This is a genomic window from Maribacter confluentis, from assembly GCF_030505015.1.
GTDB classification, from domain to species: domain Bacteria; phylum Bacteroidota; class Bacteroidia; order Flavobacteriales; family Flavobacteriaceae; genus Maribacter; species Maribacter sedimenticola.
The window spans coordinates 1,836,259-1,850,855 of record NZ_JAUKUC010000001.1 but is presented as its reverse complement, the minus strand read 5'-3'; the positions used below and the strand labels follow the sequence as shown (position 1 = coordinate 1,850,855).

The 14,597-nt window shown below is 37.5% G+C and carries 11 protein-coding genes; 5 read left to right on the top strand and 6 right to left on the bottom strand.

Features of this window, described 5'->3' with window-relative positions; genetic code table 11:
* Positions 1 to 58: 58 nt before the first annotated feature.
* The 6 genes from radA to panC all read right to left on the bottom strand — a co-directional run bounded on the left by radA (position 59) and on the right by panC (position 5,055).
* Positions 59 to 1,420: a DNA repair protein RadA gene (gene radA, locus Q2T41_RS08140; RefSeq protein WP_304435668.1), complete on the bottom strand. Its 1,362-nt coding sequence runs from the start codon at positions 1,418 to 1,420 to the stop codon at positions 59 to 61.
* A gap of 74 nt (positions 1,421 to 1,494) precedes the next feature.
* Positions 1,495 to 1,665, bottom strand: coding sequence for a hypothetical protein (locus Q2T41_RS08135; RefSeq protein ID WP_179213190.1), 171 nt, complete (start codon positions 1,663 to 1,665; stop codon positions 1,495 to 1,497).
* A 43-nt stretch (positions 1,666 to 1,708) separates the two neighbouring features.
* Positions 1,709 to 2,851 carry an alpha/beta hydrolase gene (locus Q2T41_RS08130; protein WP_304435667.1) on the bottom strand — a complete coding sequence of 381 codons (1,143 nt, stop codon included), beginning with the start codon at positions 2,849 to 2,851 and terminating at the stop codon, positions 1,709 to 1,711.
* Positions 2,852 to 2,877: 26 nt separating this feature from the next.
* Positions 2,878 to 3,843: a lysylphosphatidylglycerol synthase transmembrane domain-containing protein gene (locus tag Q2T41_RS08125; RefSeq protein ID WP_304435666.1), complete on the bottom strand. Its 966-nt coding sequence runs from the start codon at positions 3,841 to 3,843 to the stop codon at positions 2,878 to 2,880.
* 2 nt (positions 3,844 to 3,845) lie between these two features.
* Positions 3,846 to 4,196 (bottom strand): aspartate 1-decarboxylase, encoded by a 351-nt coding sequence (gene panD, locus Q2T41_RS08120; protein WP_089260938.1) that lies wholly within the window; start codon positions 4,194 to 4,196, stop codon positions 3,846 to 3,848.
* Between the two features lie 13 nt (positions 4,197 to 4,209).
* Positions 4,210 to 5,055, bottom strand: coding sequence for a pantoate--beta-alanine ligase (panC, locus tag Q2T41_RS08115; protein WP_304435665.1), 846 nt, complete (start codon positions 5,053 to 5,055; stop codon positions 4,210 to 4,212).
* Between the two features lie 103 nt (positions 5,056 to 5,158).
* On the opposite strand from panC, the gene Q2T41_RS08110 reads away from it, so the two are divergent.
* The 5 genes from Q2T41_RS08110 to Q2T41_RS08090 all read left to right on the top strand — a co-directional run bounded on the left by Q2T41_RS08110 (position 5,159) and on the right by Q2T41_RS08090 (position 14,430).
* Positions 5,159 to 5,968, top strand: coding sequence for a glycogen/starch synthase (locus Q2T41_RS08110; protein ID WP_089260936.1), 810 nt, complete (start codon positions 5,159 to 5,161; stop codon positions 5,966 to 5,968).
* 5 nt (positions 5,969 to 5,973) lie between these two features.
* Positions 5,974 to 7,905 (top strand): DUF4270 domain-containing protein, encoded by a 1,932-nt coding sequence (locus Q2T41_RS08105; protein ID WP_304435664.1) that lies wholly within the window; start codon positions 5,974 to 5,976, stop codon positions 7,903 to 7,905.
* Positions 7,906 to 8,058: 153 nt separating this feature from the next.
* Complete coding sequence (gene glmS / locus Q2T41_RS08100; protein WP_304435663.1) at positions 8,059 to 9,903, top strand: glutamine--fructose-6-phosphate transaminase (isomerizing); 1,845 nt, start codon at positions 8,059 to 8,061, stop codon at positions 9,901 to 9,903.
* Positions 9,904 to 10,090: 187 nt separating this feature from the next.
* Positions 10,091 to 12,874 carry a TonB-dependent receptor gene (locus tag Q2T41_RS08095; RefSeq protein WP_304435662.1) on the top strand — a complete coding sequence of 928 codons (2,784 nt, stop codon included), beginning with the start codon at positions 10,091 to 10,093 and terminating at the stop codon, positions 12,872 to 12,874.
* 20 nt (positions 12,875 to 12,894) lie between these two features.
* Positions 12,895 to 14,430: an SGNH/GDSL hydrolase family protein gene (locus Q2T41_RS08090; RefSeq protein ID WP_304435661.1), complete on the top strand. Its 1,536-nt coding sequence runs from the start codon at positions 12,895 to 12,897 to the stop codon at positions 14,428 to 14,430.
* Positions 14,431 to 14,597: the final 167 nt, after the last annotated feature.

Below are 14,597 nucleotides of genomic sequence, written 5' to 3'. Positions count from 1 at the left end.
TTATTGCCGCCGTTATTATAGTTATTATGGTTTTTGCCAGGATAATGCGTGATAAACGTTAACCGAACAAATGACGTACCACCTCTTCAATTTTTGAGGCCATAAGTACCTTGATCGTTGTTGACTTAAGTCCAATTTTATTGTTTTTGGAAACTATAATAGTGGTGTAACCTAGTTTTTCTGCCTCTGTTATACGTTGTTCGACACGTTGAACAGGTCTAATTTCCCCGGCCAGACCAACTTCTGCGGCAAAACATACGCCCTTTGAAATTGGTATATCTTCGTTACTGGAAAGTATGGCTGCAACAACAGCGAGGTCTATTGCCGGATCATCTACGGAAATACCTCCTGTAATATTAAGGAATACATCTTTAGCCCCAAGCCTAAAGCCGGCACGTTTTTCCAATACGGCCAAAAGCATATTTAAGCGTTTAGCATTGTATCCTGTGGTAGAACGTTGTGGTGTGCCATAAACTGCGGTGCTTACCAATGCCTGGATTTCTATCAATAAAGGTCGCATGCCCTCAACGGTTGATGCAATTGCCGTTCCGCTAAGTCCTTCTTCGTTTTTAGATATCAAGACCTCAGAAGGATTATTGACCTCTCTTAAACCACTGCCCTGCATTTCATAAATTCCAAGTTCAGCGGTAGAACCAAATCTATTTTTTAAAGATCTAAGTATTCTGTAGACATAGTTACGGTCTCCCTCAAACTGTAAGACGGTATCTACCATATGTTCCAAAATTTTTGGACCGGCAATGGAACCATCCTTTGTAATGTGTCCGATAAGGATTACAGGGGTGTTCGTTTCTTTGGCAAATTTTATAAGTTCAGCGGTACATTCACGTATTTGGGATATGCTACCTGCGGCAGATTCAATATAGTCCGTATGTAGGGTCTGTATGGAATCTATGACTACAATATCAGGTGCAGTGGCTTCAATTTGCTTAAAAATATTCTGTGTCTTGGTTTCGGTAAGGATTAGGCAAGTTTCACTATTGGGAAAAATCCTATCTGCTCGCATTTTAATTTGCTTTTGACTTTCTTCGCCAGAGACATATAAAGTTTTGTACGGTAATTTTAAGGCAATTTGTAGAAGTAAAGTACTTTTTCCTACACCGGGTTCCCCGCCTAATAGTACTAATGCACCAGGTACCAGGCCACCTCCAAGAACCCTGTTGAACTCTAGGTCAAAAGTGTTTAAACGCACTTCTTTTTCAATACTTATTTCATTGACCAATAATGGTTTCGAAATTCTTTTATTAGCAGGAGTATTGGTTTTCCATGTGGTTTTTTCCTCTTTTTGGACCACTTCTTCTACAACTGTGTTCCATTGTTTACAAGCAGAACATTGCCCTACCCATTTTGCATATTGAGTTCCGCAATTTTGACAAAAAAATGCAGTTTTTACTTTTGCCATCTTTAGTATTTACCGTGCGGGTTAAAGGTAACAAGAAGTTTATAAAGTGCTAAAGTTTTAAAATTGGTTTTGAATTAATTATTACCGGAACGTTCTTTTTTATGGGCGCTAAATGCTAAAAAGAAAGAGGCCCAGGCCATAAATAGGGCAATTCCGTTATAGGGTAAAACAAATTCTCCTTTTAATCCAAAATAAGTAAATAGTACTCCTGAGAATACAAAATACATTGCATTGATTTTAATCATAATAAGTAGGTTTGGCTAATTTGGGAACTAGCTTTTTAATTTATTAAAATCCGAAATCGGCTTTTAAGGCATCCATTTTTTCAAGGGCCATTTCTTTAGTTAAAAAATCTATTTCTTTCATTTGAAAAGCTTTTTCAAATGTTCTTAATGCTTTTTTGGGTTCACCTAACTGCTCATAATATTCCCCTTCAAAATAAAATCCGAGCATGGTTTCAGGATATTCTTTTTTACAAAGTTCCGATAAGGGTTTTAGGGACTCAAAATCCTCTTTTTTTCTTGAGGCCGCATATATGGCCATAATATCATTTAATTCTACGGGTTTGCTAAAACCGAATATATCCACAATGTTTTGATACTTTTTTTCCAGATAATTATAAACCGGTTCTTCACTGGTAAGTATTTGGGTTTTATATTCTTGTGGGCTAATGGGCTTGAACATGCCAAATATATTGTCAAAAGATTTTCCTATTCCGTAAGTGGCTACGGAAATATGGTCTGCGTTTTTATATTCATCAAAATAATAGTGCAAGGTTTCTTTTTCCAAAGCCTTAATGCCCTGGTCCATTGCCATTATTTTTTTGGTATCCTTGTTCTGTTCCCCTTCAACAATCAATTGATAAAATATTTGGTTGTCAAATGTATTCAGTCTCATAGGTACTCTTGTTTCCATATCAGGGGCAAGGGTAGGTGAAATACAGATATAAGCATCAAAAATGGAATTATCCTTAAAAAGCCAATAGTTTTCAAAATTGGCGGTAATATCATAACCAACGATCATTTTAAAAGGAGCGGTACTGTAGTTTAGGTCCAAATATGGAATTAGTTCCATGCCAATGAATTCATAAAAACTTTTGCCTTTTTCAGACGGGAGCCCACTATCCGGGTCAAAGGCACAATCCTCAAACCTAAGCTCGTTTTCGTTTTGGTTTATTCCAACAACGATACTTTGGGGCATACCGTGGAATTGACTATAAAATTTAGATGATGCCACAACTTGTTCAAACAGATATTCACCATCCAAGACTATAATAAGCGGATATTTTTTGGTGTCATCCAAGTTTTCCGGAAAATAGTAATGCACGTCCCTTCTTTCCTGTAGTTTAAAGGATTCAAAGATTTCCTGGGAGACTTGGGAGTAAGATATCACACTTAAAAAAAGCGCGTATACAACAATGAGATTACGCATATAAGGCAAGTTCTAAATAGTTGGTACTATTTGTTTCTGTTTAATAACGGTAATAGAAGAAAAGATATTGCACCGAAAACAACTATCATCATGGTCTGGGCAATCCAGATGATCCAACCAAATGCATCTCCGGAAACAGCACTTATGCCATAAATGGCCAAAGCACTACTTACTGCAATAGGATAAAGACCTATTCCGCCATTGGTGGTTGCCATGGCAAATGAACCTGCAATAAATGCAACCATTAATTGCCCAAGGGAGAGGTGCAGGGTTTCAGGAAGCGTAAATTTAATGACCCAGAACATGCCAATATAACAAGCCCAAATAAATAATGTATGAAAGATGAACAACCATTTATGTTTCATCTTAAAAATGCTGAAAACACCATCCAAAAGGCCTTTTACGAACATTTTTATTTTTTTGGCAATTGAAGTTGAGCTTTTTTTAATAAATAAGATAAATATTCCAAAGGACAATATGCCCGCCCCAAGTAATAAAAGGATGCCGGTAAAATTAATGCCTCGCTCAATGAGCATGGACATTATGATATCTGTCTGTAATAAAAAAGTAATTAAAACTATGGCCAACAGCATGATTACATCTATGACCCTTTCCGTGACTATGGTCCCAAATCCTTTTTCAAAGGGTACATTTTCATATGTAGTAAGTGCTGTAGCTCTTAGCACCTCACCAGTTCTAGGTATTCCAAGATTGGCAAAATAAGAGGTGAGTATGATCAGTATATTGTTCTTTATACGTGGTTTATATCCAAGAGGCTCCAAAAGATAGTTCCATCTAATAGCTCTTGATACATGGCCTAAAATACCCATGAGCACGGAAAGAAAGACATAAAGGGGGTCGGCTTCCTTAATATAGAATACTATTTGCGACCTATTTTCGGGAGTAGTATTGGTATAGGAATACCAAACTAAAAAAACTCCCAATGCAATTGGGAGTATAATCTTTAATTTATGTTTTAGACCGGTCGTCAAATTTAATTCAATAAGTTGTTTGTTTCGTTAGGGAACACCAATGAAGGATTGAATTTTTTGGCAGCTTCTATGTCCATCCAAGCGTAAGTAATGAGAATTAGGATGTCTCCTACGGCAACTTTCCTTGCTGCCGCACCGTTCAATGTTATTTCACCACTAGATCTAGGACCTGGTATTGCATAGGTCTCAAGGCGTTCACCATTGTTATTGTTAACAATTTGTACTTTTTCCCCCCTAATTATGTTAGCGGCATCCATTAAGTCCTCATCAATGGTAATGCTGCCGATATAGTTAAGGTCGGCACCAGTGACTTTTACTCTATGTATCTTTGATTTTACAACTTGTACTTGCATCTTACGAAATTAGTTAATTAAGGGCTAAATTGTCTATAAGCCTAACATTTTCGGCATAGGCTGCAATAAACGCCCTGTATTTAATATTATTGCTTTTCTGTTTGATCGGGGTCAAGGTTTCGCTATCGGTTATTTCAAAATATTCTAACTGAAAATCAGCGTTTTGCTCAAAGGCCTTATGAACCCAATCCTTAATACTTATAACATTTTCTGTGCCAAATTTTTGTTTAGCGGTTTTTAGCGTCTCGTAAATGAACGCCGCTTTTAGTCGTATTGTATCGCTTAACCTTTCATTTCGGGAGCTCATTGCCAAACCGTTTTTTTCACGTACAATTTCACAGCCTAATATTTCAACGGGTAAATGCTGTAATTCTGTCATTTTTTGAATAATCCTTAGTTGTTGAAAGTCTTTTTCTCCAAAATAAGCTTTGTTGGGAGACACTAGCCTAAGCAATTTTTCAACTATGGTACCTACTCCGTTAAAATGGTTGTCTCTGAATTCACCTTCCATTACTTTATCCAATCCGTCAAAATCATATAGGTTATGGGTGACATTTTTCTCGTAGATTTCACTAACGGAAGGTGCAAACACAATAGCTTCATCTGCTACCGAAGCAATAAGGTTAATATCATTTTCCAAAGTTTTAGGATATTTCTCCAAATCCTCACTATTATTAAATTGTGTAGGGTTTACAAAAATGCTTACAACAATATAATTGTTTTCTTCTGCCGCTCTTTCGATTAAGGAAACATGCCCTTCATGAAGTGCGCCCATTGTAGGTACAAAGCCTAGACCCTGCTCTTTGTCAATTTTATCCAGTTCTGCCCTCAGGTCATTTTTGGTCTTGATTACCAACATGTAAAATGTAATTTAGCGAGCAAACTTACTATAATTACTGCTAATCTCTATATTTTTTGTAATTTTGCACTTGCGTTCTTGTGAAAAATAAAATATAACCTTTATGAATGGTAAAAAGATATTATTTGTATCTTCTGAATTAGTTCCTTACTTACCCGAAAACGAAGTTTCCCTAATGTCTTATGAAGCACCTAGAATGGTCAACAGCAATGGTGGCCAGATAAGGATATTCATGCCACGTTATGGGAATATCAATGAAAGGAGGCATCAACTGCACGAAGTAATACGTCTTTCCGGTATGAATTTGGTAATTAATGATATGGATATGCCATTGATCATTAAGGTTGCATCAATACCAAAAGAACGTATCCAGGTTTATTTTATTGATAACGAAGAATATTTTAAGAGAAAGGCTACGTTTACCGATAAGCAAGGAGTATTGTTTCCTGATAATGATCAAAGGGCGATTTTCTTTGCTAAAGGGGTCATGGAAACGGTCAAGAAATTAAATTGGTCTCCGGATATTATTCACGTACATGGTTGGATGGCTAGTCTTTTGCCATTATATCTTAAAAAATACTACGCGGATGAGCCTTTGTTTGGGGATAGTAAGATCGTGTTGTCTGTATACGGTAAAACTTTTGATGGCACTTTAGATCCAGAAATGATCAAAAAAATTGCATTTGATGGTATTCCTGAAGAAGCTATTTCTTCTTTGGCAGAGCCTACTTATAATAATTTGTTAAAGGTGGCCGTAGATTACGCGGATGCAATTATTTTAGCTTCGGAAGAAATTCCGGAAGAATTAGAGAACCATATATCCAACCAAGAAAAACCAGTGTTGCCATACGTACCTGTGCAGGAATTTGAAGAGGCGTATGCTAATTTTTATAACACAGAAGTTTTAAAATAATCTGAATGAATTTTTTTGATAAGTCCGCCACTCCCAGGTTTGTGGGATTGTTTTTGATATTGGCTTTTTTGGTTTCTTGTGAACAAGATTTGACTACGGTAGGTGCAGGAGTAGTTGGTAACGAACCTTTTACTACAGGACAGGAAGTCTATGATGTATTTGTGTATAACAAGAATATAGAGGCGGTACAGTCCAATAAGTTGCCAATATATCAAATAGGGACTTATAATGACCCAATATATGGTAAAACAAGAGCTTCTGTAACTTCTCAATTATTATTGTCCTTGCAAAACCCAACATTTGGTAATTTTTCTCAAGAAAAGGAAAATAATGCAGGCAGTGCAGATGAGGCCATTACGGTTATTCAGGAAAATGAAACTGTGGAGGAGGTATATCTGTATATCCCCTTTTTGTCAAAGTCCATAACTCCGGATAGTGATAATGATGGGGTGAATGATGAATTTGATAATGAACCATTGAATCCGGACAATGATAACGATTTGGATGGTGTATCCAATATTTTGGAAACGGCTGCAGGAACCGATCCATTGGATGGTGGTAGTGTAGATGCTGATGGTGACGGTTTATATGATGATAATGGAGAAGCCATCATATCAAATAATTTTGCGGAGCGTATAGAATTGGACAGTATTTATATCAACGGAAAAAAGTTTGATAACAGTCTGTATTACGATGCTATAACAGATGAAAATCTACCTACATTTAATTTAAAGGTAGAAAGGTCTACGTATTATTTAAGGGACCTTGATCCAGATGCTAATTTTCAAGAATCACAGGAATATTTTACTTCTCAAGAGATTTCACCTTCATTTGTTTCAGATGTATTGTTTGACGGTGAGGTAAAAATTGATAATAAAGAAAAATTGATACCTAATGAGGATGATGAGACAACTACGGAGGTAGATGAATCATTGACCAATACAAAATTGAATCCGGGAATTCGCGTGAAATTGGATAATGAATTTTTTCAAACCAATCTTTTGGACAAGGAAGGAAGTTCGGAATTATTGAGCCAAGCTAATTTCAAGGAGTTTTTAAGGGGGCTACACTTTTCAATTACGGACGAAGTTGGTAATGAGGTTTATTTTATGTTCGACCTTAAAACGGCCAATATTACCGTAACTTATAGTTACGATAGTTATGATACCAATGGAACAGCAGATGATACAAGTGATGATATTGTCAACGTAAAAAAAGAGAAAGATTTTGTTCTTAACTTTTTGACCCAAATATCAAGTGGATCCGTAAGCGGTAATGCCGTAAATACGATTACAGCTGAAAGTTATTCGCCGGAAATTGCACAATCTTTGGATAATGAGGAAAATGCATCAAGAATATATTTAAAAGGAGGGCCAGGTACCTATGCCGAAATTAATTTGTTCGAGGAGAATGGAGGGGAAAGTATTGTTGAACAAATACGTGCTGAAAACTGGGTAATCAATGAAGCCAATCTGGTATTCTATGTAGATAGGGAGATGTTGGATGTTAACGGAAGTGCTTTGGAGCCAATAAGGCTATATCTTTATAATTCAGAAAACAACTTTCCCTTAATCAATCAAAATACAGAACAAAATAATCTTGAGGCCAATCCAATTACGGGGCTTTTTCTGAATTACGATGGTATTTTGCAAAAAACTGATGGAAAAGGGCTAAAATATTCTGTTAAGATAACAGACCATATCAACAATTTGGTTGTGAGGGACTCTGCTAATGCCACTCTGGCATTGACCTTGTCTACCAATATCCAAAATTGGAACGTAGCACCGGCCAAAGTAACGGGAGAAGAAAAATCTATAGCTACAACTTCTAATTTAACTCCTTTGGGAACAGTACTATATGGTAGTAATGTGCCAAGTACCGATCCTAATTTTGATAAGCGTTTAAGGCTTGAGATTTTTTATACAAAGGCCGACTAGGTAAACCTATTTCTATTTCCTATAATTAATTTGGTATTCGTATATCATTTTATAGATTATTCACGTTGTATACCCTAAATGGTATAAAATTTGGTCACGATGGTATATTTTCGTGTAGGATAGTTAAAAAATAAGTCAGCAAATAATAGTTATATGTGTGGAATTGTAGGTTATATAGGTCATAGGGATGCTTTTCCCATAGTAATTAAAGGTCTTCAGCGATTAGAATATCGTGGTTATGACAGTGCAGGTATTGCGTTGTATGATGGGAACAAAATCAACCTCTCTAAAACTAAGGGAAAGGTAGAAGATTTAAAAAACAAGGCCAAGGAGATTTCTTTGGAAGGAAGTATAGGAATTGGTCATACCCGCTGGGCTACCCATGGTGTTCCAAATGATGTCAATTCCCACCCGCACTATTCAAATTCAGGAAATCTGGTAATCATTCACAATGGTATCATTGAAAATTATGAGGCCATTAAGCAGGAGTTGACCAAAAGGGGTTATGTATTTAAGTCGGATACGGATACTGAAGTCTTGGTCAATTTAATAGAGGAAGTTAAGAAAACGGAAGATGTGAAGTTGGGTAAGGCGGTGCAAATAGCGCTTAATCAAGTTGTTGGTGCCTATGCAATTGCCGTTTTTGATGTTGAAAAGCCAGATGAAATTGTAGTTGCAAAATTAGGTAGCCCATTGGCTATTGGTATTGGCGACAATGAATTTTTTATTGCTTCTGATGCTTCGCCTTTTATCGAATTTACCAATAATGCCGTCTATCTGGAAGACGAGGAAATGGCTATTATTAGATTGGGTAAGGAGATTAAATTAAGAAAGATTAAGGATGATTCAGTTGCGTATCCAAGGATTTTAGAATTGCAAATGAATTTGGAGGAAATAGAAAAAGGTGGATATGACCACTTTATGTTAAAGGAAATTTACGAACAACCTAGGGCTATAAAGGACACTTATAGAGGAAGATTATTGGCAGATCAAGGATTGGTAAAAATGTCCGGTATTGAGCAAAATATGGAGAAATTCATTAATGCCAATAGAATCATCATAGTGGCTTGTGGAACTTCATGGCATGCAGGTCTGGTGGCGGAATATATTTTTGAAGATTTGGCAAGAATACCTGTTGAGGTTGAATATGCGTCTGAGTTCAGGTATAGAAATCCGGTTATTACGGATAAGGATGTTTTAATTGCGATATCCCAATCTGGAGAAACAGCGGATACCTTGGCGGCAATTAAACTTGCAAAAGAGAAAGGTGCATTTGTTTTTGGTGTTTGTAACGTTGTAGGGTCCTCTATTGCTAGAGAGACAGATGCAGGTGCTTATACGCATGCGGGTCCAGAAATAGGTGTGGCTTCTACAAAGGCCTTTACTACACAGATTACAGTATTAACGTTAATAGCCTTAAGGTTGGCCAAGGCAAAAGGTGAATTTTCCGAAACTAAATACCGTGAATATTTGACGGAATTGGAAACAATACCTTCCAAGGTTGAAAAATCGTTGGAGTCCAATGCTTTAATAGAAATTATTGCTGATGTATACAAGGATTCTACCAATTGTTTATACTTGGGTAGAGGATATAATTTCCCAGTAGCGTTAGAAGGGGCGTTAAAATTGAAGGAAATAAGTTATATTCATGCAGAAGGATATCCTGCTGCGGAAATGAAGCACGGACCTATAGCCTTAATTGATGAACATATGCCCGTTTTCGTTATTGCCACTAAAAAAGGACATTATGAAAAGGTAGTAAGTAATATTCAGGAGATTAAATCAAGAAAGGGTAAGATTATCGCTATTGTTACCGAAGGTGATGAACAAGTGAGAGATTTGGCCGACCATGTGATTGAGGTCCCGGAAACGTTGGAAAGCTTGACTCCACTTTTGACTACCATTCCGTTGCAACTACTTTCTTATCATATTGCGGTAATGAGAGGCTGTAATGTGGATCAACCCAGAAATTTAGCCAAATCGGTAACGGTGGAATAGTAGTAAGATAAATTATATTAAAGCGGTATGGAGCAATCCATACCGCTTTTTTTTGCGCAATACACAATATTTGTAAGGTATAATTATCAAAATAATACTATGCATGCATAATTTTTTTCAAATTACTATTTTCGAGATAAAATAATCTGTATCTTGAGCCCGAACTAATTTTAAACTTAAATTAAGAATGAGAGCAATACTACTTATAGCATTGTTTGGTTTTGGAGCCTTAGGGTTTGCACAGACCAATATCAATGGTACGGTTGTTGATCAGAACAACCAGCCTATCCCCGGGGCCAATATTGTTATTGTTGGTAAAACTATTGGGACTGTATCGGATTTTGACGGTAATTTCAATTTAGAAACTTCTGAGGTTCCACCTTTTAAAATAGAAGTCTCAAGTATTGGGTATACCAATGCCACCGAAACGATTACAAGTAATAATCAGACGGTAAATATTATTTTGACAGAATCCCAAACATTTTTGGATGAGGTCGTTATTTCTGCATCAAGAACCCCTGAACGAATTTTTGAATCCCCCGTTACTGTGGAAAGAATTGGTATTTCCGAAATAAAAAGTACCACGGCTGCAGATTTTTATGGCGGTTTGGAAAATTTAAAGGGAGTTGATGTAAATACGAACAGTTTAACATTTAAATCGGTAAATACCAGAGGATTTGCCTCCTTTGCCAATACTCGATTTATGCAGTTGGTAGATGGTATGGACAATTCTACGCCCGCACTTAATTTTCCTATTGGAAACTTGGTAGGTATGATAGAAACGGATGTTTCCAGTGTGGAGTTATTACCAGGGGCATCATCGGCATTGTATGGTGCTAATGCATTTAACGGAATATTGTTTATGCGCAGTAAGAGTCCGTTTGACCATGAAGGAATAAGTGTTTCTATAAAAAGAGGTATTACTTCTCAAAAATCTGCAGGGGATAACGCCTATACGGATGTTGGGATTAGGGCTGCTCATAAATTCAGCGATAAATTTGCGGGAAAGGTCAATTTTGGTTATTTGAAAGGTACGGATTGGGCCGCTACGAGTGAAGTAGATAAGACTAGGCCCGGAGGTACTAGGGCAGATTTAAATTATGACGGTATCAATGTCTATGGTGATGAGGTTGCAACAGATATTAAGGATGTGGCGCTTACATTAGAAGGATTAGGTATTTTACCTGCCGGTGCAAATGCATTGGTTCCTTCGCAAATTGTAAGTAGAACCGGTTATAATGAAAATGTGTTGACCAATTACAATGCGGAAAGTATTAAAGCGGATTGGGGTCTATATTATAGGCCAATTGAAGATAATAGTTTGGAATTGTCCTATGTAGGTAAGGTAGGTACGGGTAATACAATTTACCAAGGAACCAACAGATACAATATAGCTGGCTTTTTTCAGGAACAGCACAAGTTGGAAGTAAAGAACGACAACTTCTTTGTAAGGGGCTATGTAGTAGCTGATAAAGCCGGTGATTCTTATGACATGGTGTTTACAGGTATTAATATTAACAGGGCTTGGAAAGATGACAATACTTGGTTTGGTGAATACACCGGTACATATGTACAGGCCACCTTGGCAGGAGCAACCGATGAGCAAGCACATGCAGCGGCTAGGGCACAAGCGGAGACAGGTAGGTTTTTGCCTGGAACACCGGAGTTTCAAGCTGCTTTTGATAGAAGTATCAACGATCCGGATTTGACAACGGGATCAAAATTTCAGGATGCATCCAAATACTATCATGCAGATGCCAATTACAATTTCAGCCATTTAATAGATTGGGCAGAAATTCAGGTTGGTGGTTCTTTTAGGGAGTACAGTTTAAATTCTTCCGGTACTATATATACTGATTTTGATGGACCCATAAATTACTCTGAATTTGGTATTTATTCACAAGTACAAAAGACATTGCCTTTTCAAAATGAAAAGAGCTTAAAACTTACCGGATCTATTCGTTATGATAAGTCAGAATTTTTTGACGGATTTATATCGCCTAGGTTATCTGCAGGTTTTACCCTGAACAGAGATCATAACATAAGGGCCTCTGCACAAACTGGTTTTAGAAACCCAACTACCCAAGATCTTTTTATTGGGTTAGATGCAGGTAGGGCAATCTTGGTGGGGTCCGCACCAAACAATTTGGATCGTTATTCCAGGGATTTTGAAGTCAGTGGAGGTGGTCAGCTTTTAGGGCAGCCAAGTACAATAAACCAAACCGGGGCGGCGGCATATAACAATTCTTATTCCGCAGCATCCGTAACTCGTTTGTCGGAAACGGGAAATCCTGCCGATTTGGAAGTAGCCAACCCTGATATTATAAAGCCCGAAAAAGTAACTTCCTTTGAAGTAGGTTATAGGGGAAAGGTTGATAAATTGGTAATTGATTTTAGTACTTATTTTAATTCTTATCAAAACTTTATTTCCCAGGAAGTGGTTGTTGCCCCATATTACGGTACTGTTGGTGATGGTGGTTTATCCATTGCGGCAATTTCAAACGGGGATTTCCAAGCTTATAGTGCATATACAAATACAGATGCAGATGTAAATTCCTATGGTGCTTCACTAGGTTTAAGTATGAAAGTACTTGGTAATTTTGATCTGGAAGGAAGTTACACTTTTACTAAACTTGATTTTGACCGTGATGCAAACCCAGATGTAATGTTGAATTTCAACACTCCAGAGCATAAATTCAAGGCTTCTTTTGGGAACAAGGAACTGTTCAATAATTTTGGTTTCAACGTATCCTATAGATTTAGCGATGATTATTTCTGGGAAGCTACTTTCGGTAATGGTGTAGTACCTGAATTTCATGTAGTGGATGCGCAGATTAATTATGATGTGCCCAGTATTAAGTCCACGTTTAAACTAGGAGGTACCAACCTTACTAATAAGGAATATTTTACTGCATTCGGTACTGGATTTATAGGGTCTATGTACTACTTATCTTGGACTATTAACAACTAATTTTTAAATAAGGAGTTGAAATGAAAAATTTAAAATTTATATATATTTCTATAGGGATCTTGGCTTTTACGGCTTGTAATGATCCAGAAGATGTTGATCTTTCACCAGAAGTGATTGTGGAAGACCCTGTTGAATTGACCGCTGGCTCTGCTGATTTTTCAAATTATGTGGCCTTGGGCAATTCATTGACTGCAGGTTTTACGGACGGAGCTTTGTTCCAAGCTAGTCAAAGTATGTCGTTGCCAAATTTATTGTCCCAGAAATTTAGTTTAGCGGGTGGCGGAAGTTTTGTACAACCGCTTACCAACGATAATTTTGGTGGACTTGCTGCCGGTGGAGAAAGAATTCAAGACCCTAGATTGGTTTTTGGAGGTGCTGGTCCTGTACCGTTAGAAGCCGCTTTGGGCGCATCGGTTACTGTTTCGACGGATATAGTATTGAACAACCCTACCGGTCCATTTAATAATCTAGGCGTGCCAGGAGCTAAAAGCTTTCATCTACTGGCGCCAGGATATGGAAATTTGGCAAATGTATCTTTAGGTTTGGCAAACCCTTATTTCGTAAGGATGACAGGAAATACACCTGATATTAGCGTATTAGAAATGGCAGTAAGTCAAGCTCCTAGCTTTTTCTCTCTTTGGATAGGTAATAACGATGTACTGGGCTATGCAACTACAGGTGGTGACGGTACTAACCCAATAACTCCTGTTTCAGGAGTACCAGGTGTTGGTTTTGACGGTAGTTACGGAGCTTTAATCGCAACTTTAACTGCAGGTGGTGCAAAAGGAGTGGTTGCCAATATTCCTAATGTGGTAGATATTCCGCATTTTACTACAGTTCCCCATAATCCGGTACCTCTGGATGCTGCTACTGCAGCTGCGGTGAACGGGGCTTATGCCCAATATAATGGTGGTCTGCAGGCTGCCTTTGGTGCTTTGGCAGGTACGGGATTGTTTACACAGGAAGAATTAGAGGCCAGAACGATAAATTTTGTCGAAGGACCTAATAATGCGGTAGTCATAGAGGATGAATCATTGACGGATTTAGGAGCTATTAATCCGGCATTTGCTGCATTGCCAAAAATTAGACAGGCCACGGCGAATGATTTATTGGTATTAACGGCATCAAATTTTATTGGTACACTTGCAGTACCGGGCAATCCTTTATCAGTAAATGGAGTTGCCGTACCGCTTGCGGACAAGTGGGTATTAATTCCTAGTGAACAAGAAGAAATTGCAGTGGCTATTGAGGCGTTCAACCAAATTATTGAAACAACGGCCGCCCAAGCAGGTCTTGCCTTGGTAGATGCAAATTCCTTATTGAACCAGTTGGCCAATGGTGGTATTACCAGTGGAGATTTTACGTTAACCTCTAGTTTGGTGACGGGTAGTGCATTTTCTTTGGATGGTGTCCATCCTACTGCACGCGGGTATGCGTTATTGGCAAATGAGTTCATGAAGGCGATTGATGCTACTTATGGTTCAAACTTTGAGGCATCGGGCAATTTGCTTAATGTAGGTGATTATCCTACAAATTATTCTCCCACGTTACAGTAATAGAATATATAATTATCAATAAATAAAGGTGCTCTTAGGGCACCTTTTTAGTTTTGTAAAAAAGCTAAAAAACAGTTTTTGTTTAAAATTGAATAGCATATCTTTGCAGCCTGAAAATGAGAGCATTTTTAAGGTTATATTAAACGTAATACATAAACATAAAAGTA

Bases quoted from the DNA above. Each gene is read 5' to 3' on its own strand.
- radA (WP_304435668.1), bottom strand. From the start codon at position 1,420: ATGGCAAAAGTAAAAACTGCATTTTTTTGTCAAAATTGCGGAACTCAA.
- Q2T41_RS08135 (WP_179213190.1), bottom strand. From the start codon at position 1,665: ATGATTAAAATCAATGCAATGTATTTTGTATTCTCAGGAGTACTATTT.
- Q2T41_RS08130 (WP_304435667.1), bottom strand. From the start codon at position 2,851: ATGCGTAATCTCATTGTTGTATACGCGCTTTTTTTAAGTGTGATATCT.
- panD (WP_089260938.1), bottom strand. From the start codon at position 4,196: ATGCAAGTACAAGTTGTAAAATCAAAGATACATAGAGTAAAAGTCACT.
- panC (WP_304435665.1), bottom strand. From the start codon at position 5,055: ATGTTGGTAATCAAGACCAAAAATGACCTGAGGGCAGAACTGGATAAA.
- Q2T41_RS08110 (WP_089260936.1), top strand. From the start codon at position 5,159: ATGAATGGTAAAAAGATATTATTTGTATCTTCTGAATTAGTTCCTTAC.
- Q2T41_RS08105 (WP_304435664.1), top strand. From the start codon at position 5,974: ATGAATTTTTTTGATAAGTCCGCCACTCCCAGGTTTGTGGGATTGTTT.
- glmS (WP_304435663.1), top strand. From the start codon at position 8,059: ATGTGTGGAATTGTAGGTTATATAGGTCATAGGGATGCTTTTCCCATA.
- Q2T41_RS08095 (WP_304435662.1), top strand. From the start codon at position 10,091: ATGAGAGCAATACTACTTATAGCATTGTTTGGTTTTGGAGCCTTAGGG.
- Q2T41_RS08090 (WP_304435661.1), top strand. From the start codon at position 12,895: ATGAAAAATTTAAAATTTATATATATTTCTATAGGGATCTTGGCTTTT.